The sequence below is a fragment of the Mesorhizobium sp. WSM4833 genome (assembly GCF_055811095.1).
Genome location: NZ_JBVVQG010000005.1, coordinates 18,765 through 42,936, shown reverse-complemented (window position 1 = coordinate 42,936; position 24,172 = coordinate 18,765). Strand labels below are relative to the sequence as shown.

The 24,172-nt window shown below is 63.9% G+C and carries 22 protein-coding genes; 12 read left to right on the top strand and 10 right to left on the bottom strand.

Annotation, left to right across the window (positions count from 1 at the left end):
* Nucleotides 1-12 precede the first annotated feature (12 nt).
* Both AC0L2D_RS10930 and AC0L2D_RS10925 read right to left on the bottom strand, forming a co-directional pair.
* A complete protein-coding gene (locus AC0L2D_RS10930; RefSeq protein WP_063173522.1) occupies nucleotides 13-1,398 on the bottom strand; it encodes a glutamine synthetase family protein in 1,386 nt (461 codons plus the stop codon).
* Between the two features lie 32 nt (nucleotides 1,399-1,430).
* A complete protein-coding gene (locus AC0L2D_RS10925) occupies nucleotides 1,431-2,810 on the bottom strand; it encodes an aspartate aminotransferase family protein (RefSeq protein WP_127369174.1) in 1,380 nt (459 codons plus the stop codon).
* Between the two features lie 155 nt (nucleotides 2,811-2,965).
* Between AC0L2D_RS10925 and AC0L2D_RS10920 the strand changes: the two genes are divergently transcribed.
* The gene (locus AC0L2D_RS10920) at nucleotides 2,966-3,418 is read left to right on the top strand and encodes a hypothetical protein (protein WP_024501924.1); all 453 of its coding nucleotides are present in this window, start codon (nucleotides 2,966-2,968) and stop codon (nucleotides 3,416-3,418) included.
* Between the two features lie 6 nt (nucleotides 3,419-3,424).
* On the opposite strand, the gene AC0L2D_RS10915 is transcribed toward AC0L2D_RS10920, so the two are convergent.
* Both AC0L2D_RS10915 and AC0L2D_RS10910 read right to left on the bottom strand, forming a co-directional pair.
* Nucleotides 3,425-4,399, bottom strand: coding sequence for a WD40 repeat domain-containing protein (locus tag AC0L2D_RS10915; protein ID WP_027163812.1), 975 nt, complete (start codon nucleotides 4,397-4,399; stop codon nucleotides 3,425-3,427).
* A 253-nt stretch (nucleotides 4,400-4,652) separates the two neighbouring features.
* A complete protein-coding gene (locus tag AC0L2D_RS10910; RefSeq protein WP_473541033.1) occupies nucleotides 4,653-5,717 on the bottom strand; it encodes a CobW family GTP-binding protein in 1,065 nt (354 codons plus the stop codon).
* Between the two features lie 199 nt (nucleotides 5,718-5,916).
* Here AC0L2D_RS10910 and AC0L2D_RS10905 point away from each other — a divergent pair, with 199 nt between their 5' ends.
* Together AC0L2D_RS10905 and AC0L2D_RS10900 are read left to right on the top strand one after the other, a co-directional pair.
* On the top strand, nucleotides 5,917-6,663 hold the full coding sequence (locus AC0L2D_RS10905; protein WP_473541032.1) for an intradiol ring-cleavage dioxygenase: 747 nt from the start codon (nucleotides 5,917-5,919) through the stop codon (nucleotides 6,661-6,663).
* Nucleotides 6,664-6,884: 221 nt separating this feature from the next.
* A complete protein-coding gene (locus AC0L2D_RS10900; RefSeq protein WP_013528223.1) occupies nucleotides 6,885-7,355 on the top strand; it encodes a MarR family winged helix-turn-helix transcriptional regulator in 471 nt (156 codons plus the stop codon).
* 24 nt (nucleotides 7,356-7,379) lie between these two features.
* Here the strand turns inward: AC0L2D_RS10900 and AC0L2D_RS10895 are convergent, their stop codons facing one another.
* Nucleotides 7,380-8,249 (bottom strand): AraC family transcriptional regulator, encoded by an 870-nt coding sequence (locus tag AC0L2D_RS10895; RefSeq protein ID WP_473541031.1) that lies wholly within the window; start codon nucleotides 8,247-8,249, stop codon nucleotides 7,380-7,382.
* A gap of 49 nt (nucleotides 8,250-8,298) precedes the next feature.
* Here AC0L2D_RS10895 and AC0L2D_RS10890 point away from each other — a divergent pair, with 49 nt between their 5' ends.
* The 5 genes from AC0L2D_RS10890 (at nucleotide 8,299) to AC0L2D_RS10870 (ending at nucleotide 12,355) form a co-directional block, all read left to right on the top strand.
* The gene (locus AC0L2D_RS10890; protein WP_473541029.1) at nucleotides 8,299-8,706 is read left to right on the top strand and encodes a DUF2000 family protein; all 408 of its coding nucleotides are present in this window, start codon (nucleotides 8,299-8,301) and stop codon (nucleotides 8,704-8,706) included.
* 197 nt (nucleotides 8,707-8,903) lie between these two features.
* A complete protein-coding gene (locus AC0L2D_RS10885; RefSeq protein ID WP_063173523.1) occupies nucleotides 8,904-9,788 on the top strand; it encodes a DMT family transporter in 885 nt (294 codons plus the stop codon).
* A 77-nt stretch (nucleotides 9,789-9,865) separates the two neighbouring features.
* Nucleotides 9,866-10,888, top strand: coding sequence for a LacI family DNA-binding transcriptional regulator (locus AC0L2D_RS10880; RefSeq protein ID WP_127259551.1), 1,023 nt, complete (start codon nucleotides 9,866-9,868; stop codon nucleotides 10,886-10,888).
* Entirely contained in the window at nucleotides 10,885-11,868 is a 984-nt protein-coding gene (locus AC0L2D_RS10875) for a 2-hydroxyacid dehydrogenase (RefSeq protein ID WP_473541027.1), read from the top strand. Before AC0L2D_RS10880 ends, AC0L2D_RS10875 begins: the two co-directional genes overlap by 4 nt.
* Nucleotides 11,869-11,950: 82 nt before the next feature.
* A complete protein-coding gene (locus AC0L2D_RS10870; RefSeq protein WP_024501916.1) occupies nucleotides 11,951-12,355 on the top strand; it encodes a hypothetical protein in 405 nt (134 codons plus the stop codon).
* Here the strand turns inward: AC0L2D_RS10870 and AC0L2D_RS10865 are convergent, their stop codons facing one another.
* Nucleotides 12,356-13,129 (bottom strand): gamma-glutamyl-gamma-aminobutyrate hydrolase family protein, encoded by a 774-nt coding sequence (locus AC0L2D_RS10865; RefSeq protein WP_473541025.1) that lies wholly within the window; start codon nucleotides 13,127-13,129, stop codon nucleotides 12,356-12,358. It lies immediately after the preceding gene.
* A 263-nt stretch (nucleotides 13,130-13,392) separates the two neighbouring features.
* On the opposite strand from AC0L2D_RS10865, the gene AC0L2D_RS10860 reads away from it, so the two are divergent.
* On the top strand, nucleotides 13,393-14,502 hold the full coding sequence (locus tag AC0L2D_RS10860) for a TRAP transporter substrate-binding protein (RefSeq protein ID WP_013528215.1): 1,110 nt from the start codon (nucleotides 13,393-13,395) through the stop codon (nucleotides 14,500-14,502).
* 86 nt (nucleotides 14,503-14,588) lie between these two features.
* On the opposite strand, the gene AC0L2D_RS10855 is transcribed toward AC0L2D_RS10860, so the two are convergent.
* From AC0L2D_RS10855 to AC0L2D_RS10840, 4 genes are all read right to left on the bottom strand, one after another.
* Entirely contained in the window at nucleotides 14,589-15,617 is a 1,029-nt protein-coding gene (locus AC0L2D_RS10855) for a zinc-dependent alcohol dehydrogenase family protein (RefSeq protein ID WP_473541231.1), read from the bottom strand.
* Nucleotides 15,618-15,635: 18 nt separating this feature from the next.
* Nucleotides 15,636-17,417: a TRAP transporter large permease gene (locus AC0L2D_RS10850; protein ID WP_013528213.1), complete on the bottom strand. Its 1,782-nt coding sequence runs from the start codon at nucleotides 17,415-17,417 to the stop codon at nucleotides 15,636-15,638.
* On the bottom strand, nucleotides 17,417-18,001 hold the full coding sequence (locus tag AC0L2D_RS10845) for a TRAP transporter small permease subunit (RefSeq protein WP_013528212.1): 585 nt from the start codon (nucleotides 17,999-18,001) through the stop codon (nucleotides 17,417-17,419). The genes AC0L2D_RS10850 and AC0L2D_RS10845 overlap by 1 nt, the downstream gene beginning before the upstream one ends.
* Nucleotides 18,002-18,189: 188 nt before the next feature.
* Entirely contained in the window at nucleotides 18,190-19,095 is a 906-nt protein-coding gene (locus tag AC0L2D_RS10840; protein WP_024501912.1) for a branched-chain amino acid ABC transporter permease, read from the bottom strand.
* Between the two features lie 148 nt (nucleotides 19,096-19,243).
* On the opposite strand from AC0L2D_RS10840, the gene AC0L2D_RS10835 reads away from it, so the two are divergent.
* The 3 genes from AC0L2D_RS10835 to AC0L2D_RS10825 all read left to right on the top strand — a co-directional run bounded on the left by AC0L2D_RS10835 (nucleotide 19,244) and on the right by AC0L2D_RS10825 (nucleotide 24,097).
* Nucleotides 19,244-19,855 (top strand): CGNR zinc finger domain-containing protein, encoded by a 612-nt coding sequence (locus AC0L2D_RS10835; RefSeq protein ID WP_473541023.1) that lies wholly within the window; start codon nucleotides 19,244-19,246, stop codon nucleotides 19,853-19,855.
* Nucleotides 19,848-20,384, top strand: a complete 537-nt coding sequence (locus AC0L2D_RS10830) for a hypothetical protein (protein ID WP_473541022.1) — start codon at nucleotides 19,848-19,850, stop codon at nucleotides 20,382-20,384. Before AC0L2D_RS10835 ends, AC0L2D_RS10830 begins: the two co-directional genes overlap by 8 nt.
* A gap of 218 nt (nucleotides 20,385-20,602) precedes the next feature.
* A complete protein-coding gene (locus AC0L2D_RS10825; protein WP_473541020.1) occupies nucleotides 20,603-24,097 on the top strand; it encodes an indolepyruvate ferredoxin oxidoreductase family protein in 3,495 nt (1,164 codons plus the stop codon).
* Nucleotides 24,098-24,172 lie beyond the last annotated feature (75 nt).

The following is a 24,172-nucleotide window of genomic DNA, read 5'->3' as shown; positions in this document are numbered from 1 at the left end:
CCCGCCCGGCCCTCAGACTTCGTGCAGATAGAGGTGGTAATCCAGTTCGCTGACCGTGCGTGCCACGCGCAGGTATTCGGACTGTTTGATCGCCACGAAGGTCCGGTGCAGGTCCTCGCCGAGCGCGTTCTTCAGGAAGCTGGACGCCCGGGCCGATTCGATCGCGGCGCGCCAGTCGACAGGCATGGTTGTGCGCGTGACCGCTGCCTCATAGCCGTTGCCGGTCGTTTCGGGCCCCGGATCGAGCCCTTCATCCATGCCCTTGATGATGCCGGCGAGCACGGTTGCGGCGATCAGATAGGGGTTGGCGTCGACGCCCGACGGCCGGTGCTCGATGCGCCGGTTCTTGGCGTCGCCGGCCGGCACACGCAGCGCCACCGATCGGTTGTTGACGCCCCATGTCGGCGCCACCGGCGCATAGGATTGCGAGACGAAGCGCCGCCAGGAATTGGCGTGCGGCGCAAACACCAGCATCGATTCCGCCATGGTCTGGATGAGGCCGCCGAGCCCTTGCAGCAGCGGCAGCGACCAGCTCTCGCCGCCGGCTTCGGCAAAGACGTTTCGGCCGGCTCTGTCCTGCAGCGAAACATGGAAATGCATGCCCGAGCCGGCGTATTTCTCGATCGGCTTGGCCATGAAGCAGGCGGTGACGCCGTGGCGGCGCGCCTGCGCCCGCACCAGCCGCTTAAGCATGACCAGGTCGTCGGCCGCCCGCATCACATCCTTACGGTAGTTCAGCGTCAATTCGTACTGGCCGGGCGCATATTCGGAAATGACCGTCTCGGCCGGAATGCCTTGCGCCTTGGCTGCGGCATAGATGTCGGAGAACAGCGGCTCCATGCCGTGCAGATGGTCGACGGAATAGACTTCCGTCTTGCCCGAGACGCGGCCGTCGAGCACGGCGCGCGCCGGCTGCACCTTGCCGTCGGCATCGCGCTCATTGGCCAGCAGGAAGAATTCAAGTTCGAAGGCGCCGGCCGGATAGAGGCCCTTGGCCGCCAGGATGTCGACTTGCCGAGCCAACGCCAGCCGCGGATCCGACGACATCGGCCGGCCGTCGAGCATGTACATCGCCATCAGCAGCTGGCCACGCGGCGGGCTCGTGCCGTAGAGCGGCACCAGCGTACCGGGGATCGGCCATGCCCTGAGATCGCCGTCGCCGGTCGTCCAAATCAACCCGGTCTCGTGCACATCCTCGCCGGTGATGTCGAGGCCCAGGATCGAGATCGGCATATGGCGGCCGCCCTCGAAGATGCTCTTCAGCTCATGCCGGCGCACGATCTTGCCGCGGCCGACGCCATTGGCGTCGGTCAGCACGATATCGAAGGCTTCGATCTCGGGATGGGCGTCGAGAAAGGCTTGCGCCTCGGCGGATGTCGAGCCCGAAGGTGAGGTCATTATGGCATTGGGATGGTCCATCGCCGCTTGTCTCATGCCGCAAGCTTTGCCGCAACCGCGCCGAAGGCGGTGATCAGCCGGTTGACCTGGGTCGCAGTGGTCGCCGGCGAGATCAGCATCATGTTGTGGAAGGGTGCGATCAGCACGCCGCGATTGACCAGCGCGACATGGATGGCGGCCTCCAGTTCCGGCGCATGCGCCACTTCCGCCTCGGCGCCATTGCGCAGCGGACCGGGCGCGCAGATGAACTCGACGCGGGCGCCGACACGGGAAACATGCCAGGGCAGGCGATAGCGATCGATCACGCCGGTCAACCCGGCATCGAGCCGCCGCGCCAGGTGATCCATGCGGTCATAATTTTCCGGCGTCATCACCTCTTCAAGCGCGGCGCGCATCGCTGCGAACTGCAGCGGGTTGGCCGAGAGCGTCGTGCCCATGCCGGAATAGCCCGGCTCCTTGGTCCTGTTGTAGTCCGCGTAGCGCGAGGCGACGTCGTCGCTCATGCCCCAGACACTGGCCGGCACGCCGCCGGCGATCGGCTTGCCCAGGACGAAGAAGTCCGGGTCTAGACCATATTTCCTCGTGTAGCCGCCGGGGCCGGTCGAGATCGTGTGCGTCTCGTCGATCAGAAGCAGTGTGCCGGCTTGGCGTGTCAGTTTGCGCAGGGCGTCATGGTAGCCCGGATCGGCAAGCACCATGCAGGAGTTGGTCAGCACCGGTTCGGCGATGACGCAGGCGACGTCCTTATCCCCAAGCGCGGCTTCGAGTGCTGAGATATCGTTGAACTCGATGACCTTGGCCGTACGGGTCAGGTCGCGGAACTCGCCCGCCAATCCCGGCCGGTTGACGGGCTTGCCGTCGATCAGCCGCACCATCGTCTCGTCGACCGAGCCATGGTAGCAGCCGTTGAAGACAAGGATCTTCTCCCGGCCGGTGACGGCGCGGGCGACGCGCAATGCAAAACGGTTTGCGTCGGTTGCCGTCGTCGCGATCTGCCAGAATGGCAGGCCGAAGCGCTGCTGCAGCAGCGGCCCGATGGCCAGCGCATCTTCCGAAGGCAGCATATAGGTCAGGCCACGTCCGGCCTGGCGGCGGATGGCGCGCGCCACCGGCGGCGGCGAATGGCCGAACATCGAGCCGGTGTCGCCAAGGCAGAAATCGTCGAGCTTGTTTCCGTCGATGTCGGTGATCGTGGCGCCCTTGGCGCTGTCGACCAGGATCGGGAACGGCGTCGGCCAGTCGTTCATCCAGTGCATCGGCACGCCGCCGAAGAAGCCGGGCAGGCCGTTGCCGACCTTCGCCTGAGATTGCGGCCGCGCCTTGCGGAAGGCTGCCCCCTCGGTCTCGCGCAGATCGGCAATGCGGTCGCGGCCGATGCCGCCGATGGACGTCTTGGACATATCGCTGTGCATGAAAACCCCTCTGGTCGATTCCTCTTAGCCAATCCGTGTCTGCATCCGCAATTGGCCGCGCATCTGTCCTGCGTTGGCTCAGCCTTTGGCGGCGGCGCTTGACCGTGCTGCCGAAGTCGGCGCCAATATGAGCGGGAATTGAGGGGGGAGGGGTAATGAGGACGGTCATCTGTGTGGCGATGCACCTGTCGTCGGCGAGCGCGGCCTTCGCCTCGGGCGGCATCTGGTGCTCCACCGACGACGCGGCGGCGACATTCGAGGTCGAGGCCGGCGTCACCAGAGGCATGGGCGGGCCGACCTTCAATTTTCGCGGCAACCTCGAAATTCTGAGCCGGCCTGCCAGCGACAGCCTGCGCAAGACCGTGTTTGAGGATTCCAACCTGACGCAGTACTGGCTCGACGGCAAGGAATTGCGGCTGAACATCTATCGTGAGCACGAGGCCGCGCAAAAGATCAACTCGGTCGAACTGACGATCCTGACCAGGACCAGCGACGAAGGCGTCTACGACGGGAGCTATACGCTCTCCATCTACGACGCCGCGGCGGATACGGACCAGGACGGCAAACCGGTTGAAATCAGCGGCAAAGTGTCGTGCGGAGCGGAGTGAGCGGGGTCAGGCCGTGATGTCGATGACGCCGCAGTCGCCTGCCGCGCTGCCAAAGGCGACGCGGCGTTCTTCCTTGTCCCACATCATCGAGGTGATGGCGCCCTTGCCCGGTCGCCGCAACAGCACTTCCTTGGCGTCGGCAAAACGCACCGCCATCACCATGCCGTCATCATAGCCGACGGCGACGACATCCTGGCTCGGGTGACAGGCGACAGCCGTCACCATGGCGTTGCCGCGCGTGCCGAGTTCCAGCGGTGCCTTGCCCATCGGCCCGTCCTTGCCGGAAAACGGCCAGACGATCGCCGCCGGCGCGCCGGAACTCGCCAGCCACTTGCCCTTCACGCTCCACGACAGGCTTTTGACCTTGCCGGGATAGCCGGTCATGCGCATGTGCTTGCCGTCGGCGAGCTTCCACCCGTGCAATGCGTTTTCTTGCATGGTGGTGACGAGGAAGGCGCCATCCGGCGAGAAGGTGATACCGGTATGGGCGCCGGCCCATTCGAGTTCCACCGGCTTGCCCTCGGCGGCCGGGAAATGCAGCGTCGCGCCATTGTAGCGGGCGACGCCGAAGCGCATGCCCTTGGGCGAGAAGGCCAGCCCCTCCACCGAACGCGGATGGACGAATTCCCTGGTCTTGCCGTCGGCGAAGCGCACGAAGGCAGTCTTGCCTGAGGCATAGGCGATGGCGCCTTGCGGCCCGGCGGCAACGCTGGTGATCCACTTCCTGGCCGCGCTTGCCAATTCCGTGGCCTCGCCGCCCGTTTTCACGGCAAACACCTTGCCGTCCTCGCCGCCGGTGATCAGCCGGTCATTGGCCGCATCATGGAAGGCGGCGAGCAGCCCGTCATTGGCCTGAACCGTCTTGTGGCCATGGTCGAGCCGATGGATGGCGCCGTCGGCCATCGCGAAATGCGGCACGTCGCCGAGAAAGACGGCGGCGATGCAATGGCCTTCGAGGTCTAGGGGGGCGACTGTGGGCATCAGGGAACCATTCCAATGAAGTTTGTTGCCATCCCCGGGAAGTCGCCAGCGCGGCCAGGTGTGGCGCCAACCTTCTCCCCTTGTGGGAGAAGGTGGATCGGCGCGCAGCGCCGAGACGGTTGAGGGGTGTTGGACGGATCGCCGTCGGTGCCCAGCTGAAGCACCCCTCATCCGACCGAGCTTCGCACGGCCACCTTCTCCCACAAGGGGAGAAGGACAGAAGGGGCAGCGCTAGCGTCATAAGGCTTGGAAATCAAGCCGCCTGGCAGGCGTCAAAACTCTTCTTCAGCCGCTCGGCGTCGAGTTCCCTGCCGATGAACACCAGCCGGCTCTCGTGCTTTTCGCCGACTTTCCAGGCGCGCTGGTGGTCGCCTTCGATGATCATGTGCACGCCCTGGATGACATAGCGCTCGTCGTCGCCCTTGAGCGCGATGATGCCTTTCAGCCGCAGGATGTTGGGGCCTTCCATCTGGGTGATCTTCTCGATCCAGGGGAAGAATTTCTTCGGATCCATCTCGCCGCCGCGCAGCGACACCGATTGCACCGTCACGTCATGAATGTCCGAAGCATGCGCATGATGGTGGTGCCCGTCATGATCATGGTGGTGGTGGTCGTGGTCGTGGTCATGGTCATGGTCATGATGATCGTGATCGTCATCGTCATGTGCCTCGAGGAAGTGCGGATCGTTTTCCAGTGCCCGGGACAGGTCGAAAGCGCCGCGGTCGAGTACTTCGGTCAGGTCGACGCCGGCGCGGGTAGCACGATGGATCTTTGCCGCCGGATTGATGGCGCGGATCGTTGCCTCGACCTTGGCGAGTTCTTCTGACGTGACGAGGTCGGTCTTGTTGAGCACGACGACGTCGGCGAAGGCGATCTGGTCCTCGGCTTCCCTGGAATCCTTGAGCCGCAACGGCAGGTGCTTGGCGTCGACCAGCGCCACCACCGCGTCAAGCCTGGTCTTGGAGCGCACATCGTCGTCCATGAAGAAGGTCTGCGCCACCGGCACCGGATCGGCGAGCCCGGTGGTCTCGACGACGATGGCGTCGAAGCGGCCGGGGCGGCGCATCAGGCCCTCGACGACACGGATCAGGTCGCCGCGCACCGTGCAGCAGATGCAGCCATTGTTCATCTCGTAGATTTCCTCGTCGGATTCCACGATCAGATCGTTGTCGATGCCGATTTCACCGAACTCGTTGACGATGACGGCGTAGCGCTTGCCGTGGTTTTCCGACAGGATGCGGTTGAGCAGCGTCGTCTTGCCGGCGCCGAGATAGCCGGTGAGAACGGTTACGGGGATTTGCGTCTGTGCGTCGCTCATGGCTTGCCTCGAAAGTGCTGGGCCGCGAAAGATCCGGCCCTCAAAAGGGATTGTCGGTTCCATATAGGATGTGTGCCGGGCTTTTGCACGGGGCAAACCGATGGGCCAAACCGGCTTGCTACAATACCGGATTTTGGCTGGCGAAAGCCGCTGTGATTGCCTAGCTCGGGATGCGGAAGATCAATTTGAGAGGCAAGATATGTCCGGCAAGCCATCCTCCTTCTCATTGAGCCGGCGCCAGGCGCTCGGGTTGATCGCGGTCACCGCCGGAGGTGGTGCCTTCCTGCCGGCCTCGGCAATGGCCGCTCAATCTTCGGCTGCCCAGGCTTCACCCTATGCCGGACTGGCCTTGTTCGAAAACGGCGCCGGTGTCTGCACCATTACGCCTGAAGTGACCGAGGGACCGTTCTATTTCGACCCGAAACTCGAACGTGCCGATGTCACCGAAGGCAAGAAAGGTATTGCCCTTGACGTCCGGCTGCAGGTTGTCGACGTGGACTGCCGCCCACTTGCCGGCGCCCGCGTCGATATCTGGCATTGCGACGCGCAGGGCGCCTATTCCGGCTATCCCGGACAGGGTGACGGCCGCGACGTCGACACATCGGGCCAGACCTTCCTGCGTGGTTGGCAGAAAACCGATGCAAGCGGCATCGTCTCCTTCGCCACGATCTATCCTGGCTGGTATCGCGGCCGCACCACCCACATCCATTTCAAGGTCTTCCCTGACGACAGGTCGGTGATGACCGGCCAGTTGTTTTTCCCCGACAGCCTCAGCGAGCAGATCTTCACCTCTGCCGCGCCCTACAATGACCGGCCCGGCAAGCGCGACACTTCAAATGCCGATGACGGCATCGCCAGGCGGGCCGGATCGCAATCGCAGGCTGCGCTGCGCGAGTTGGAGGATGCCTATCAGGCGCTGATGATCGTGGCGGTGAAGTCCGGCTGAGCGGCGGTCACTCCACCACCACCACCCTGCTCGCGACGAAAACTCCGGCTGGGAATTCGTTTGTCATCTAACTGAAATAAACATCTGGCATTAGCCACGGCGGACACCACAATGCTTGCCGGCAAAGCTGTTTGAAGCGCCGGAATCTTTTTGATCGTCGATTGCCAACCGGCCGGCTGCCTCTATGCTGCCCGCACCGGTACGGCCGAAGAGGGAAGACCATGGCCAAGGCGGACAAGACTGCGACAATGAGCCGGCTGCATTCCGCGGCAAGGCTGGCAAGGACGGCGCTGGCTGCCCGGCTTCTGGCGCACGGGTTCTATGCCGGCCAGGACCAGATCATGCTGGCGCTCGACCGTGAGGACGGCCAGACGCCGGGCAATCTTGCCGGACGTCTCGGCGTGCGCCCGCCGACGATCACCAAGACCATCAACCGGCTGCAGGCCCAGGGTTTCCTGGAGAAGCGCGCTTCTGAAGCCGATGCCCGCCAGGCCCACATCTTTCTCACCGATACAGGCCGCGACATCATCCACGCCATCGAGAAATCGGTGAAGAAGACCGAAAAGCAGGCGCTGAAGGGCCTCGACAAGAAGGACCAGAAGTCGCTGTTCAAACTGCTTGCCCGCATCGAGGCCAACCTCTCGAACGAGGAACTGGTGCTCATCGACGACGACGCCGAGTCGGACGACTGACCGGCGGATTGTCGCGGCAGGCGATCAAGCCGCCGCGGCAGAGCCCTGGATCAGCGATGACCAGCGTCCCGGTGTCATGCCGAACGCCTTCTTGAACTGCCTGATGAAATGGCTCTGGTCGCTGAAGCCGGCTTCGACCGCGATCTGCGCCAACGGTTCGCCGGCGGCGATCATCCGCCGCGCACGCTGAAGCCGGCGCATCACCAGGAAGCGATGCGGACTGGTCGAGAACGCCGCGCGGAAATGCCGTGACAAGGCATAGCGGTCGAGCCCGGTTATCGCTTCCAGTTCGCCGGAGCGCACCGGCCGGGTCAGGTTTTCCGTGAGATAGTCGCGCGCCAGTGCAGCCGCCCGCCACGCCGTCCGTGTCATCGGCTTTGCCGGCTGGCCGCCATGCCGGGTCAGGCTTTGCATCAGTTGGACCAGGAAGTCGTCGACGAACAGGTCGTCGAGTTCCTGCTCCAGCGGCCCCAGCGCCGAAAGCAGCGTTGCGCAAAAGGCCGCGTCCGTCACCACGCCATCCCTCACAAAAGGCAGCGAAACGCCGCCAAGGCAGTCGAGCATCAGCGACGGCTCCAAATAGAGCATTCGGTAGCGCAGGTCGTCCTCGGTGCCGGCGCCGCCGTCATGCAGTTCGTCGGGGTGTAGCACGATGATCTGGCCTGGAAGGCTGTGACGCGCAGCACCAAGATAGCGAAACGTCTGCACACCGTGCAGCGTTACCCCGATCGCATAGGTGTCGTGGCGATGCAGGTCGAACGCGCTGCCATGGAAGCGTGCCTCGATCCGCTCCATGCCTGCGGGATCGGGACCGGAGATAATACGGTTTTCCGCCGCATCGATGCACAAACGTCCAAGACCCTCGAAGGCCTGGCTGTCTAGATCGTGCGACATCGTCTCCGTAAGCCTCGCATTGGGGCACAAACCGAATGGCCAATGTCTCATGTTCGATACGAAATTTGCAATCGTGCTCAGGGAAGATCTGGCGGTCTGGCAGAAACTCAACGTCACCGCCTTCCTGACCAGCGGCATCGTCGCGCAGTTTTCCGATATCATCGGTGAACCCTATCGCGACCGCGCCGGCAATCTCTATAACCCGCTGTCGATCCAGCCGGTCATCGTTTTGTCCGCCGACCAGGCCACGCTGGGCACGATCCACCGGCGCACATTGGAGCGCGGCGTGACCACCTCGCTCTATGTCGAGGAGATGTTTTCGACCGGCTTTGACGCGGCCAACCGCACCGTCTTCGCCGAATTTGCGCCTGAAGACGCCAAGGCGGTCGGGATCGCGCTTCGCGCCGACAAGAAGCTGGTCGACAAGATCACCAAGGGCGCCCGTATGCACCCGTAGCTTCAGAGGCATCGACTAAGCCTGCCGCCGACACTTGTTGTGCCAGCCGGCTTTGGCGTGGCGACAGCCGACAATTGGCTTGCCGGGAGCCGGCAATTCCCGCAAAGGTGGGTCCAGCCCAGCTCCCACCCGGCCTGCAAGTGAGTGCTCCCCAAAGACATGTAGAAAGCGCGACGCCCCCGGTGGCGATCCTGTGCATGCTTTCCACTTACGTCTGCTTCACCTTCCTCGACACATCAAGCAAATACCTCGTCCTCGCCGGCATTTCCGTGCTGGTCGTTGCCTGGGTGCGCTTTGCCGTGCATGTCATCCTGGTCGGCACCCTGTTGCGCGGCTGGCGCCAACCCATGCGGTTTCGCCCGGTCAACCTGCCTGCGCATATCCTGCGCGGGGCTTTCCTGTTCGGATCGACCATATTCAATGTCCTGGCGCTCAAATCCCTGCAACTGGCCGAGACAACCTCGATCTATTTCTTTGGGCCGATGGTGATCACGGCGCTGGCCGGTCCGCTGCTTGGCGAGTGGGCGGGCTGGCGGCGCTGGCTGGCCATCCTGGCGGCCTTTGCCGGCGTCCTCATCATCACCCGACCGGGCGTCGGCGTGTTCGGCATCGGACATCTCTTCGCGCTCGGCTCGATGCTGTCGAACTGCTTCTACGTCATCATGACGCGCCGCATGTCGGCGACCGAGACATCGGAGAGCCTCATCCTGTTTTCGGCGCTGGCGCCGGCGCTGCTGCTGTTGCCCCTGCTGCCGTTTTCGTTTTCCCTGCCGCATGACGGCTGGCACTGGTTCGTGCTGCTGATGCTCGGCGTGTTCGGCGGCGTCGGTCACTGGCTGCTCGTCCAGGCCTACCGGCTGGCGACGACCACGGCTTTGGCGCCCTATCCCTATTCGCAGATGGTGTGGATGATCATTTCCGGATGGATCGTCTTCAAGCAGTTTCCCGACCGCTGGACGCTGGTCGGCGCCGCCATCATCGTCGCCAGCGGCCTCTACATCGTCCATCGCGAGCATAGGCTTCGGCTGCGGAGCCGCGCGGCCTCGGACGTCGAGGCCGAGGCGTTGGCAAAAAAACTTTGATTTGCCCCCGATCGGTGGCATAACGCCGCCTTTAAACAGTTTAGGTCTGGAAAGTCAGGTCCGGGGAGCACACGTCGCTGGCACAAAAAATCAAGCTTTCGACGATCGCGGATGCGCTCGGCGTGTCCACGGCCACGGTCTCGCTGGCGCTGCGCGACAGCCCTCTTGTTGCCGGGACCACCCGTGACCGCATCAAGGAACATGCCCGCGCCATCGGCTATATCTACAACCGACGCGCCGCCAGCCTGCGCACCTCGCGTTCCGGCATTGTCGGCGTCGTCGTGCACGACATCATGAACCCGTTCTTCGCCGAGATCCTGCGCTCGATCGAAAGCGAGCTCGACCGCAGCCGGCAAACCTTCATCCTGTCCAACCACTATGATCAGCTCGAAAAGCAGCGCACCTTCATCGATACGCTTTTGCAGCTCGGCGCCGACGGCGTCATCATGTCGCCGGCGATCGGCACGCCGGCTTCCGACATCGTGATGGCCGAGGAGAACGGCCTGCCGGCTGTGCTGATCGCGCGCACCGTCGAGGGTGCCGACGTGCCGGTCTTTCGCGGCGACGACTCTTATGGAACAGGCCTCGCCACCAACCACCTGATCTCGCTCGGCCACAAGCGCATCGCCATGATCGGCGGCACCGACCAGACCTCGACCGGCCGTGACCGCTACCAAGGCTATGTCAACGCGATGGAGGCGGCCGGGCTGGAAGTCAGGCCGTCCTGGCGCATCGCCGGGCCGCGCACCAAGCAGGCCGGCTTCGAGGCCGCCGGGCAGTTCCTGGCGCTGAAGGACAGACCGACGGCAGCCTGCTGCTGGAACGACCTCGTCGCCATCGGCCTGATGAACGGCATTGCCCGCGCCGGCCTGGTGCCGGGCGTCGACATCTCGGTCACCGGCTATGACGACCTCGAAGAGGCGGCGATCGCGACGCCGGCGCTGACCACAGTCTGGAACGGCCAGCGCGAGGTTGGCCGCCGCGCCGCCAGCGCGCTGCTCGACAAGCTCAACGGGCAGACGGTGCGACCCTCGCAGGAATTGATCAAGCCGGAACTGCATGTGCGTCAGTCGACCGGCAAGCCGGTGGAGCGTGCATGACCAAGTCCGAACAGTTGCAGACCGTCGCCATCCTGGTGCCGGGTGATTTCAATGATCATGCGGTCGATCGCATAGATCATACTTTCAGGCGTGTCAGGATTGAACGCGCCGATCCCGCGCTCGTCACCGACGAGATGCGCAGTGATGTGCGCGGCATCGCTTCGTTCGCCGGCATCAACGCGGCGATGATGGATGCATTGCCCAACCTCGAACTCATCGCTTCCTTCGGCGTCGGCTATGATTCGGTCGATGTCGGTCATGCGGCGGCGAAAAACATCATGGTCACCAACACGCCCGACGTGTTGACCGAGGAGGTCGCCGACACCACGATCGGGCTGTTGATCAACACCATCCGCGACCTGCCGCGCGCCGAGACCTGGCTGCGCGACGGCAGCTGGGTGCGCAAGGGCAACTATCCGCTGAGCCGGCTGACCTTGCGCGGGCGCAGTGTGGGTATTTTCGGCATGGGCCGCATCGGGCAGGCCATTGCCCGGCGTCTGGAGGCCTTTGGCTTGCCGGTCGCCTACCACAACCGGCGCCATGTCGAAGGTCTTTCCTACCACTATCATGCGACCCTGAAAGGGCTTGCCGAAGCCGTGGATACGCTGATTTCGGTCGCGCCGGGCGGCGCCTCGACGGAGAAGGCGGTCAATGCCGAGATACTGTCGGCGCTTGGCGCCAACGGCGTCTTCGTCAACATCGGCCGTGGCAGCACGGTCGATGAGGCAGCGCTTGCGGCAGCCCTTGCCAACGGCACCATCGCCGCTGCCGGCCTCGATGTCTTTGCCGACGAACCGAACGTGCCCAAGGCGCTGCTCGACGCGCCCAACACCTCGCTGCTGCCGCATGTCGGCTCGGCCTCGGACCATACACGCCGCGCCATGGCGGATCTATGCGTCGACAATCTGGTGTCCTGGTTCACCGAGCGCCAGCCGCTGACGCCGGTGCCCGAGACGGCGCATGTGAAGGCTAGAAACTGATCGGTGGCTGCCACATTTATTAACGTCAGCTTAACCCTTTGGAATCATTGTTCAACCTGTCCGTGTACGTGGATGAAGAATGATGAAAGCACTTTCCGCATTGATCGCTGCCGCAGCGCTGTTTGGTGGCATTCAGCTGTTTCATGGCGGCAGCCGGGAAAGCGTAGCCAACGAGGCCGCCCCGTCCAACAGCTACAGGCTGGTCGCCAATGGCGATGAGGCGGTCTGTGCAGTCAGCCGCGGAGCCGAAATTTCGGACGGTTTGTCGTTGCTCACCGTTGCTCCCAAATGCCGTCGGCTCTTGCCGGGCATAGAACAGGCGAAGTTCTGGCGCGAGCAAAACGATGGCACCGTTGCCTTCAGCGCCAATGGCACCGATCCAATCGTCACCTTCGCGGCTGCCGATGGCGACGGCTACGAATCCTATGCCCCGGCGCTGCCGCTGCTGTCGCTGGCGGCCACCCGTGATAAAAAATCCGGCGACTGATTATTCCGCTGCGGCCCGCGCGCCCGCCTTCGTTGCGGCGTGCAGCCGAACCGCATCGCCGAAGGCACGGAATATTTTCACCGAATTGCTGTCCGACTTGACCCAGTATTCCGGGTGCCATTGCACGCCGACGGCGAAGGCGCGGGCGTCCCGCACCGAAACCGCCTCGACCGTACCGTCGGTGGCGACGGCCTCGACCTGCAGCTTCGAGCCGAGCCGGTCGATCGCCTGGCGGTGCAACGAATTGACCTTGATGTCGCCGGCACCGAACACACCGGCCAGGCAACTGTCAGGTTTGATCGAAATGGTCTGGTGGATGGCGAAGCGTTCGTCCTGCTTGTCGCTCACCGGCGCGCGGTGATCGAGCGAGCCCTCGCGCTCCTGGATCTCGGTGCCGAGCGTGCCGCCCAACGCCACGTTCAGTTCCTGGATGCCGCGGCAGATGGCGAGCAGCGGCACGCCGCGTTCGATCGCCCGGCGGATCAGCGGCAGCGTCGTGGCGTCGCGCGCCGGATCATAGGGGCCATTGGCTTCACTGGCGTCGCCGCCATAGAGCGAGGGATGCACATTGGATTTCGAGCCGGTGACCATGACGCCGTCGACCGACGACAGGAGTTCGTCGAAATCGAGCCGGTCGCCGAACGATGGCACCAGCACCGGGAACACGCCGGCGCCGGTGATCGCCGCTTCCAGATATTGTTGTGGGGCGGCGTGCCAGGTGTAGTTGTCGAACTGACGGACGTCGGTCGATATGGCGACGAGCGGCTGATGCATTTTGGCTCTATGTTCCATCGGGGCAAGGGATACCTGCCTTCAAAATAGGCGATCCCACGTTATTTTTCCATGCCAAGTTTCGGCGTGTCGCATGGGCCACGAAACGGCCTGTTAGACTATAGTTGCAGTGCAGCCGGGCTTCGCCGTCAAATCGGGCCGGCCTGCTGGACTCGACTTCTTGCCTGTGTATTGTCTCGAACGAACCGACACGGAAACCGAGGATTTTCTGACGTCGGCCTGTTGATCCAAAAGGGAGGAACTTCATGGATCGTCGTTCATTCATTCGCAAGGCCGGAGTCACCGGCGTCGGTGCCGCGGCGGCGGCGGCCACGCTGGCGGCGCCTGCAATCGCCCAGTCCAATCCCAAGGTGACATGGCGGCTGGCGTCGTCCTTCCCGAAGTCGCTCGACACCATCTATGGCGGCGCCGAGGTGTTCTCGAAGATGCTGTCGGAAGCCACCGACGGCAATTTCCAGATCCAGGTTTTTGCTGCCGGTGAGCTGGTGCCTGGCCTGCAGGCCGCCGACGCCACCACGGCCGGCACGGTCGAGGCCTGCCATACGGTGGCATATTATTACTGGGGCAAGGACCCGACATGGGCGCTCGGTGCGGCGGTTCCCTTTTCGCTCAACGCACGCGGCATGAATGCCTGGCATTACCATGGCGGCGGCATCGACCTGTTCAACGAGTTTCTCGCCACGCAGGGCCTTTTCGGCCTGCCGGGCGGCAACACCGGCGTGCAGATGGGTGGCTGGTTCCGAAAGGAAATCAACACGGTGGCCGACCTTTCCGGCCTCAAGATGCGAATCGGCGGTTTTGCCGGCAAGGTGGTGCAGAAACTCGGCGTCGTGCCGCAGCAGATCGCCGGTGGCGACATCTATCCGGCGTTGGAAAAAGGCACCATCGACGCGGCCGAATGGGTCGGTCCCTATGACGACGAGAAGCTCGGCTTCTACAAGGTGGCGCCCTATTATTACTATCCCGGCTGGTGGGAGGGCGGCCCGACCGTCCACCTGATGTTCAACAAGGCGAAGTACGAAGAGCTTTCGCCAACGTACAAGTCGCTGCTGCACACTGCCGCGCAGGCGGCCGACGCCAACATGCTGCAGAAATACGATTATCTGAACCCTGCGGCGGTGAAGCGGCTGGTGGCCGGCGGCGCGAAACTGCGCCCGTTCAGCCAGGAGATCATGGCCGCCTGCTTCGAAAAGGCCAACGAGGTCTATACCGAAATGGAAGCTTCCAACGCCCCGTTCAAGAAGATCTGGGAATCGATCAAGGGCTTCCGCAAGGAGCATTATCTCTGGGCACAGGTGGCCGAATACAATTACGACACCTTCATGATGGTCCAGCAGCGCAACGGCAAGCTGTAGCCGGCCGGACTTCTGCTCAAAAGCTCTCTGGGCGGACCCCCGCTCAGGGAGCTTTTCTGTATATGCCGGGAGGCGAAGCCGGCGGTTCAGCCGCGGCGCGGCACCACCAGAACCTTGACCTCGCCGGGCGCCGGCGGATTGGCGATCACCGCTGGCGCTTCTTCAAGCGACACCTGCCTGGAGATCAGCCTGTCGATCTCGACCGCACCGGAAGCGATGAGTTCGGCGGCGCGGCGATGGGTGTAGGGATTGAGGAAGGAACCGAGCACCTTCAGTTCCCGGAACAACAGGTCGAACGGCTCGAATTCCGCTTTCATGCCTTGCGGCGTCACGCCGACAATGACGACCGTGCCGCCGGCTCGGGCCAGGCGCATGGACTGCTCGACGGTCTCTCGCACGCCGGCGCATTCGAAGACGACGTCGACGCCACCTGGCGCCAGACCAGCCGGTCCGGCGATCGCATCGATGACATCGGTGGCTGTCGGATCGATCGTCGCTGTCGCGCCGAGGTCCTCGGCGAGGGCGCGCCGCGAAGCCTGCCTGGTCGACAGGATGATGGTCGTGGCTCCCGCCAGTCTTGCCAGCTGCACGGTGAGCAGGCCGATCACGCCGCCGCCAAGCACGACCACCGAGCTGCCCGGTTTGATACCGGCCAGGTCGACGCCATGCAGGCAACAGCCGAGCGGCTCGCAGAAGGCACCGTGCAGGGGGTTCAGGCCTACAGGCAGGACGAAAGCCTGTTTCTGCGGCAAGGCAAGATAGTCGGCAAAGCCGCCGTCGCGATGAATGCCGATCGCGCACAGATTGGTGCAGAGATTGACTTGTCCCGCGTGACAGTGCGCGCAGCGCCCACAGGCTATGTTGGGGTCGCCGGTAACACGATCGCCGATGGCAAAACCCGAGACCGATTTTCCGATCGCCTCGACGATGCCGGAAAACTCATGGCCGGGCGTCACCGGTGGCGTGCAAGGAAATTCACCGTGAAACAGATGCCGGTCCGTGCCGCAGACGCCGCAGGCTTCGATGCGCACCAGTAGCTCATCCGCACCGATGTCAGGCATGTCGACGTCGCGCAGCGTGATGTCGCCCACTGCTTCCAGCCGCACCGCTTTCATGGTCTTGACCATGCCGGTTCAGTTGAAGCTTGGCGGTTGCGACAGGTCAGGCTGCGGCGCTGCCGGCTTTGCCGGTGTCGGATCGCCGAAACTGGGCGGTTGCGAAAGGTCAGGGGCGGCCGGCGCCGTGGCGCCACCAGCGGGCGCCGCTCCATCCGCCGGCGGCGTGCCCAGCGGCGACAGGCCGGGCACCTCCGGTACCTTGTAGTCGATGGTGCCCGGATCGACGGTCGTTCCCTTGTAGTGCATCACCATTTGCGGGAAGGCGATGGTCAGCCCGATCATGATCACCTGGATGCAGACAAAGGGCACCGCGCCCCAATAGATCTGGCCGGTGGTCACCGGCGCGATTTGTTTGCCGGTGAGACGATCGAGATAGGGCACGCGCGCGGCCACCGAACGCAGGTAGAACAGCGCGAAGCCGAAGGGCGGGTGCATGAAGCTGGTCTGCATGTTGACGCCCAGGAGCACGCCGAACCAGATCAGGTCGATGCCGAGCTTGTCGGCGGCGGGCGCCAGCAGCGGTACGATGATGAACGCCAGTTCGAAGAAGTCGAGGAAGAAGGCGAGGAAGAAGACGAGCATGTTGACGCCGATCAGGAAGCCGACCTCGCCGCCCGGCAGCGACGTCAAAAGGTGCTCGACCCAGATGTGGCCGTTGACGCCGTAGAAGGTCAGCGAGAACACCCGTGCGCCGATCAGGATGAACAGCACGAAGGACGACAGCCTTGTCGTCGAGGCCAGTGCCTGCTTAACGACGTCAAGCGACAAGCGCCCCTTGGCCGCCGCCATGAACAAGGCGCCGACCGAGCCCATGGCGCCGCCTTCGGTCGGCGTGGCGATGCCCAGGAAGATGGTGCCCAGCACCAGGAAGATCAGCGCCAGTGGCGGGATCAGCACGATGATCACCTGCTGCGCGAGCCTGGACATCATGTTGAAGTTCAGGCGCTTGTCGGCAATGGCGACGATGTAGATGAACAGCACCCCGGCAGTCGCGCCAAGAATGTCGGCATTGTCGCCATGCGCCGGCGCCAGATAACGATACGCCGCGTAGGAAACCGCCGATGTGACCAGCAAAGCCACCAGCAGCGACATCACGCCATGGCCAAGTGTACGGGCCTCGAGCGGCAGCGCCGGCATCGAGTTCGGCCGGATGATCGACATGATCAGGATATAGGACATATAGAGGCCGGTGAGCACGAGGCCCGGGATCAACGCGCCCGCGTACATATCGCCGACCGAGCGGCCGAGCTGGTCGGCAAGCACGATCAGCACCAGCGACGGCGGGATGATCTGGGCAAGCGTGCCGGAGGCGGCAATGACACCGGATGCGAGCCGGCGGTCATAGCCATAGCGCAGCATGATCGGCAGCGAGATCAGGCCCATGGCGATGACGGAAGCCGCCACCACGCCGGTGGTCGCCGCCAAAAGCGCGCCGACGAAGATCACCGCATAGGCGAGGCCGCCGCGGATTGGCCCGAACAGTTGGCCGATCGTGTCGAGCAGGTCTTCGGCCATGCCCGATCGCTCGAGCACGATGCCCATGAAGGTGAAGAACGGGATGGCCAGCAGCGTGTCGTTCGACATCACCCGGCTGCCGTAGAAATTATCCGGCAATGCGTGCAGGAGCGGCCAGGCGAGGTTGATCGATCCTCCGGAATAGGGAGACAGCAGCACGCCGATGAAGAAGAACATCAAGCCGTTGGCGGCCAAGGAAAAAGCGACGGGGTAGCCGATCAGCAGGAAGATGATCAGCGAAGCGAACATGATCGGCGCCATGTTCTGCGCGATGAACTCCATCACGAACGCACCTCGTCGGCCAGCGCCTTGGCTTCGAGTTCGGCCTGCTCATGCACCGATATGAAGGGATTGGGGTCGTCCATGTCTCCGCGCATGATGGCGATCTTCTTGATGATCTCGGAGATGCCCTGCAGCGCCAGCAGGAAAAACCCGACGAGCAGGATGGCCTTGGCGGGCCAGATGATCAGGCCGCCGGAATTGTTGGACATCTCGCCGCTGCGAAACGACAGCGACACATAAGGAACGAAATAGATCACCATCAGCGTCACGAACGGCATCAGAAAAAAGACATGCCCGAAAAGGTCGATCCAGTGCTGCACGCGGCGTGGAAACAGGCCGTAGACGACGTCGATGCGGATATGTTCGTTCTGCTTCAGCGTATAGGCGGCGGCCAGCATGAAGGCGGCGCCGAACAGATACCATTGCAGCTCGAGCCAAGCGTTCGAGGATATGTCGAACACCTTGCGGATAATGGCGTTGGCAGCGCTCACCAGGATCGCCAGCAGGATCAGCCACGATATCCATTTGCCGATGAACTCGTTGGCGCGATCAATAGTCCTGGATAGAGCGAGAAGCCCTGCCATGCATTCCTCCCTTGTACCGGAGGCGTGCCGGCTTCCCCCTTTTTGTCCGTCACGCCACGTGGTCCAACGGTATGCCGCGCGTGGACTGACGGGTCAACAAGGATAGAGGCACCGAATATCATCGCATGGCAGACAGTGCCCAATACCGGCGATCTGCCCTCGCGTCATGCAACCAAAGTCTGACGTTTTCAGGCGATTTTGCCGGTGTCGCGGCCGGCGCCGATCAGGATCAGCGTCGTGACCAGGAACAGGTACATCCACGCGTCGCGCCACTCGACCGGGAAATAGCCGGCCCACAGCGATTCGGCCATGCCGAAGGCCGCCGCGCCGAGTGCCGCGCGCGGTGGTGAGAGATAGCCGCCGACCGCCGTCACGAACAGGATCTTCAGTCCGTAGACGAGGCCCGAGCCGAAGCTGACATTGCCGTAATAGAGCCCGGCCATGACACCGGCCAGCGCGGCGCAGAAGCCGCCGAACAGCACCGCGTGCCGGAACACCGCGCGTACGTCGACGCCGCACATCGCGGCAGCCTTGGGGTCGTCGGAGACGGCGCGCCAGCGCCGTCCGAAGCTCGATCGGGCAAATGCCCAGCTTGCCAGCGCGATTGCCGCCACCACCACGGCGCAGTCGATAAGCTGGATGAGCGTCAGCGTTGCCTTGAAGGTCGCGCCCTGCGCGAAAACGATGGGCTCCGCCAGCATCGGCGGCAGCCACAGATCATGCGTGTCGGCGGCGATGCGGCTCGCTTCGGACAGCAGCAGCAGGATGCCGAGCGTCGTCACCACGATTGCATTGGGCGTGCGGTCGGCCAACGGTTCGAAGACACTGCGCGACAGCACGTGGCTGATCAGCGCGGCATAGAGGAACGCAGCGACGACGCCGAGCGCCACCGCCGCCAGCAGCGTCAGCCACAGCACCTGATAGCCGAAGGCCGCGGTCAGGATCATGGTCTGGCCGCAAAAGGCGAACAACGCGCCATAGGCGAGATTGGTGCGGTGCAGGATGCCGTTGGTCAGCACATAGCCAAAGGCGAGCAACGCATACAGCGCGCCCGAATGCAGCCCGTTCAGCACCTGCTGGAAGAAATAGAGCATGCAAAACCTCGAAGCATGCCGCCCAAAAGTGCGAAGCGGTCCTGGCCAACAGCATGCTCAAAAGGCTGCGGAGACCACCGCATCCCGGAGTGAGGTTGCATCGCTGAATCTAACTTGTCAAATACGATTTATCGGTTAGATTTCCGCCATGACGGTATCATGGACCCCGCACCGCTTCACCGGCGGCCTGCTTGCGCTCGACACGGCGAACACCGTCGTGCTGCGCGGCGATCCGGGGCGGACGTTCGACCGCTTCGAAGATCCGGCCGAGATTGCCCGCTTCGCCGACGCGGCGAGCCGCTTTCGCGCCGCCGAGCTTGGCGAAAGGCCGCTGGCGGTAGCCTCAGCGGTGGCGATCGCACCCGTCGTGCTGTCGATCCGCGAGGCGACGGACCGGCTGTTTCGTGGAGCGGTATCGAAGGGTGCGGTCGCCACCGCTGATCTGCCCGGATTCCTGAGCGCCTGCGCCGAGGGTCTTGCCGGCAGCCGGACCGAGATCGGTGCGCCGGGAAGGCCGTTCGGTGATCCCCTGACGCCGATCGCCTTCGAGGCGGCGCTGGCGGTTTCGGCGCTATCGCTTCTGCGCGACGATACCGTCGCAAGGCTCAGGATCTGTCCCAACTGCACCTGGCTGTTCGTGGACAGAAGCCGCAATTCCAGCCGCCTATGGTGCGACATGGCGGTGTGCGGCAACCGTCAGAAGGCAAGCCGTCACTATCGCCGTCGTCGCATGGCGGAAAATGAGGTCAAGAATGCGTAGCGGCCTTTCCCGTCCGATCCTTGTTGGCGCGGCGCTCATCGTGGCCGTTGCGCTCGGCGCCTGCCGCGACACCGGCGACGCCGAAGGCAAGCTGTTCGAGATTTCCGGCAAGATATTCGTTTTCAACTACCGCCTCGCCAGGGCGACTTATGTGGTGACCCTGCGGCCGCTGAAGCCGATGGGAGAGGGCCAGGTGGCGGTCGCCAGCTTCCAGGATCCCGCTGGCGGCGCACCTCTGGTGGTCGAGCAGAAGGTCTGGCCGAAGCTCGACAAGGTGACGCTGGAGAGCCCGGCACTGACCTGCGTCGTCAAGAACAAGCCCTATGCGATTGCCATCAGCATCAAGGGCGCCGACGGCGCGGTCCTGCAGAAGATCGACACCACGCTGATGTCGACGGAAGACCAGTCGATCCTGCCCGACCGGCCGCTGGTCATCGACCAGCTCTACACCGCCAATCCCGATCTCGTCGGCCATCCCGACGGCAAGCTGCCGGGCGAGCCGAAGCCAGATTGCTCGAAAGGCGGCTGACGCGTCGCGGCCGCCCGCGCCCAGCTGTAATGTTCATGCGCCGGGCAATGTCCGCGGATCGGTTTCATACCCGATTCAGGATGGCCGCGGACTGTTCGTTGCGCGTTGCCTGGCATCTGCGATTTTGTTTGACCTGCCTTGCAAGGGGAGAAAGGATGCGTCATCCGACCCCGACGTTGGCTGCCTGCCCCGCGTGGCCTCCGCAGAGGAAATGCCTGATGACGCTGCACGACGTCGCGCTCGACGACAAGTTCGATCTCGCAAAGGAGCGCATCTTCCTGTCCGGCGCGCAGGCGGTCATTCGCATGCTCTTGATGCAGCGCGAGCGCGACCGTCGCGCCGGCTTGAACACGGCCGGCTTCGTCTCCGGCTATCGCGGTTCGCCGCTCGGCGGCCTCGACATGCAGCTGTGGAAGGCGAAGAAACAGCTCGCCCAGGCTGACATCGTCTTCCAGCCGGGTCTCAACGAGGAGCTTGCCGCCACCGCCTGTTGGGGGGCGCAGCAGACGGAGCTGCTGGGCGAGGGCACTCATGACGGCGTCTTTTCGGTCTGGTACGGCAAGGGACCGGGCGTCGACCGCTCAGGCGATGTGTTCCGCCACGCCAACCTCGCCGGATCGTCGAAGCATGGCGGCGTGCTTGCGCTGATGGGCGACGACCATATGGCCGAATCCTCGACCAATGCGCACGCCACCGAATTCCTGTTCGTCGACACGATGGTGCCGATCCTCAACCCGGCCGGTGTCCAGGAGATCATCGACTACGGGCTCTACGGCTTCGCCATGTCGCGCTTTGCCGGCACGTGGGCGGCGATCAAATGCGTCAAGGACAACATCGAATCGACCGCCTCGGTCGATGCCGCGCTCGAGCGGCTGAACATCGTCGTGCCGGAGTTCGACATGCCGCCTGGCGGTCTCAACATCCGCCACGAGATCGACATGCTCGGCCAGGAGGAGCGGCTGCATGAACACAAGCGCGCCGCGGCCTCCGCCTTCATCCTTGCCAATGGGCTGAACCGCATCGTCTATTCGGGCGGCCGCAATCCGAAGATCGGCATCATCACGCTCGGCAAGAGCTATCTCGACGTTCGCCAGGCGCTGGAGGATATCGGCATCGACGAAGCGGCCGCCAACCGCATCGGGGTGCGGCTGTTCAAGGTCGGCTGCCCCTGGCCGCTCGACCTGCATCACATCGCCGGTTTCGCCCGCGGCCTCGACACCGTCGTCGTCGTCGAGGAGAAGCGCTCGCTGATCGAGGTACAGTTGCGCGAAAGCCTTTATGGCACTGCCACCCAACCGGTCATTATCGGCAAGAAGGACGAGCGCGGCGACTGGCTGTTTCCGGCCAAAGGCGCGCTCGATCCCAACGAGATCGCCATCGCGCTTGGCGAGAGGATCGTCAGGACCATCGGCCCGTCCGAAGAGATTTCGGCGCGGGTGGCAAAACTGCGCCAGTTCCAGGCAATGCTCACCGAGGCCACCGACATCGGCTCGCGCACGCCGTTCTTCTGTTCCGGTTGCCCGCACAATTCGTCCACCAAGGTGCCGGACGGCTCGATCGCCGCGGCCGGCATCGGCTGCCACTTCATGGCGCTGTGGATGGACCGCAACACAGTCGGCTTCACGGCCATGGGCGGCGAGGGCGCGCAATGGGTCGGCCAGGCGCCGTTCTCCAAGCGCGAGCACATCTTCCAGAATCTTGGCGACGGCACCTACAACCATTCCGGTACGCTGGCGATCCGCTTCGCGCTGTCGAGCAATGCCAACATCACCTACAAGATCCTCTACAACGACGCGGTCGCCATGACCGGCGGCCAGCCGCACGAAGGCGGCCTGACCGTCGATATGATTGCCAGGCAGGTGCGGGCCGAGGGTGTCGACCGCATTGCCATCGTCACGGATGAGCCGGACAAATATGCTGGCAAAGCCGAATTCCCGGCCGGCGCCACTATCCATCACCGCGACGACCTCGATCTCGTCCAGCGCGAGCTGCGCGACGTCAAGGGCGTTTCGGTCTTGCTCTACGACCAGACCTGCGCCGCCGAAAAACGCCGCCGCCGCAAGCGCGGCACATTCCCCGATCCCGACAAGCGCGTCTTCATCAACGAACTGGTCTGCGAAGGCTGCGGCGATTGCGGCGTACAGTCGAACTGCGTCTCGATCCAGCCGGTCGAGACCGAATTCGGCCGCAAGCGCAAGATCGACCAGTCGAGCTGCAACAAGGATTTCTCCTGCGTCAACGGCTTCTGCCCCTCCTTCGTCACCGTGCACGGCGCCAAGATCCGCAAGGCCGAGGGCCTGGCCGGCAAGGCCGATCCGCTGGAAGGCGTGCCCGTGCCGGCGCAATTCCCGCTTGGCGAGCAGGGCTGGGCGGCGATCATCGACGGTGTCGGCGGCACCGGCGTCGTCACCGTCGGTGCGGTGCTAGGCATGGCGGCGCATCTTGAGGACAAGGGCTGCGGCATGATCGACATGGCCGGCCTCGCCCAGAAGGGCGGCTCGGTGTTCACCCATGTCCGCATCGCTCGTACCCCCGACGACATCCATGCGATCCGCGTTTCGGCGGGGAAGGCCGATCTCGTGCTTGGCTGCGATCTCGTCGTGTCGGGCGCCAAGAAGGTGCTGACCGCGGTGCGCGAGGGCCACACCATCTTCGTCGCCAACACCGCCGAGATCATGCCCGGCGAATTCGCCCGCTCGGCCGATTTTTCGTTGCCGATAGAGCGGCTGAAAAAGGCGATCCGCGCGGCTGCGGGCGACGACAAGGCACATTTCTTCGATGCCACCCGCACTGCCACGGCACTTTTCGGCAATTCGCTCGGCGCCAACATGTTCATGCTTGGCTTTGCCTTCCAGCACAGCGGCCTGCCGCTGTCGGCCGAGGCGGTCGAGAAGGCGATCGAGCTCAATGGCGAAGCCGTGGCGATGAACATCGCCGCCTTCCGCTGGGGCCGTCGCGCTGCCCATCAGCCGGATTTCGTGCGCGGGCTGGTTGCCCAGCCGGGTCCGACCGCGGCTGGAAAGGCAGGCCAGGCCACGGATACCGCCGAGACGCTGGACGACATCATTGCCCGCCGCGTCGCCTTCCTGACCGCCTATCAGAACGCCGCCTATGGCAGGCGTTATGCCGGAAAACTGGCCGCGTTGCGCGCCGCCGAAGCGAAGGCCGTGCCTGGTTCGACCGCGGTGTCGCAGGCTGCCGCCAGGAACCTGTTCAAGCTGATGGCGATCAAGGACGAATACGAGGTGGCGCGTCTTTACACGGACGGCTCTTTCGCCGCCGAACTGGGCAAGCAGTTCCAGAGCTACGAAAGGCTCGAATTCCACCTCGCTCCGCCGATCATGGGCCGTCGCGGCAATGACGGAAGCCCGCGGAAATCGAGCTTCGGCCCGTGGATGATGAAGGGTTTTCGCGTGCTGGCGGCGATGAAGGGCCTGCGCGGCACTGCCTTCGACCTGTTCGGCTACACCGCCGAACGGCGCATGGAGCGGCAGCTGCTGGCGCGGTACGAGGCGGATCTGGAGCTCATCGCCGGATCGTTGGCCCCAGCCAGGGTCGATGCGGCGGTTGCGCTGGCCTCGGTGCCTGCCCTCATCCGCGGCTATGGCCACGTCCGTCAAGCCAGCGCGCAAAAGGCCGCCGGCGAGCGCCAAAGGCTGCTCGAACGCCTGTCGAGTACGCCGGCGCGGCCCGAACTTCAGGCCGCCGAATGATCGATACGCCTTGTTTACCTGAACGACAGTTTCCTTGCTTTCCGCTGCGTCACCCGGCTTGACGGCAGGAGCGCG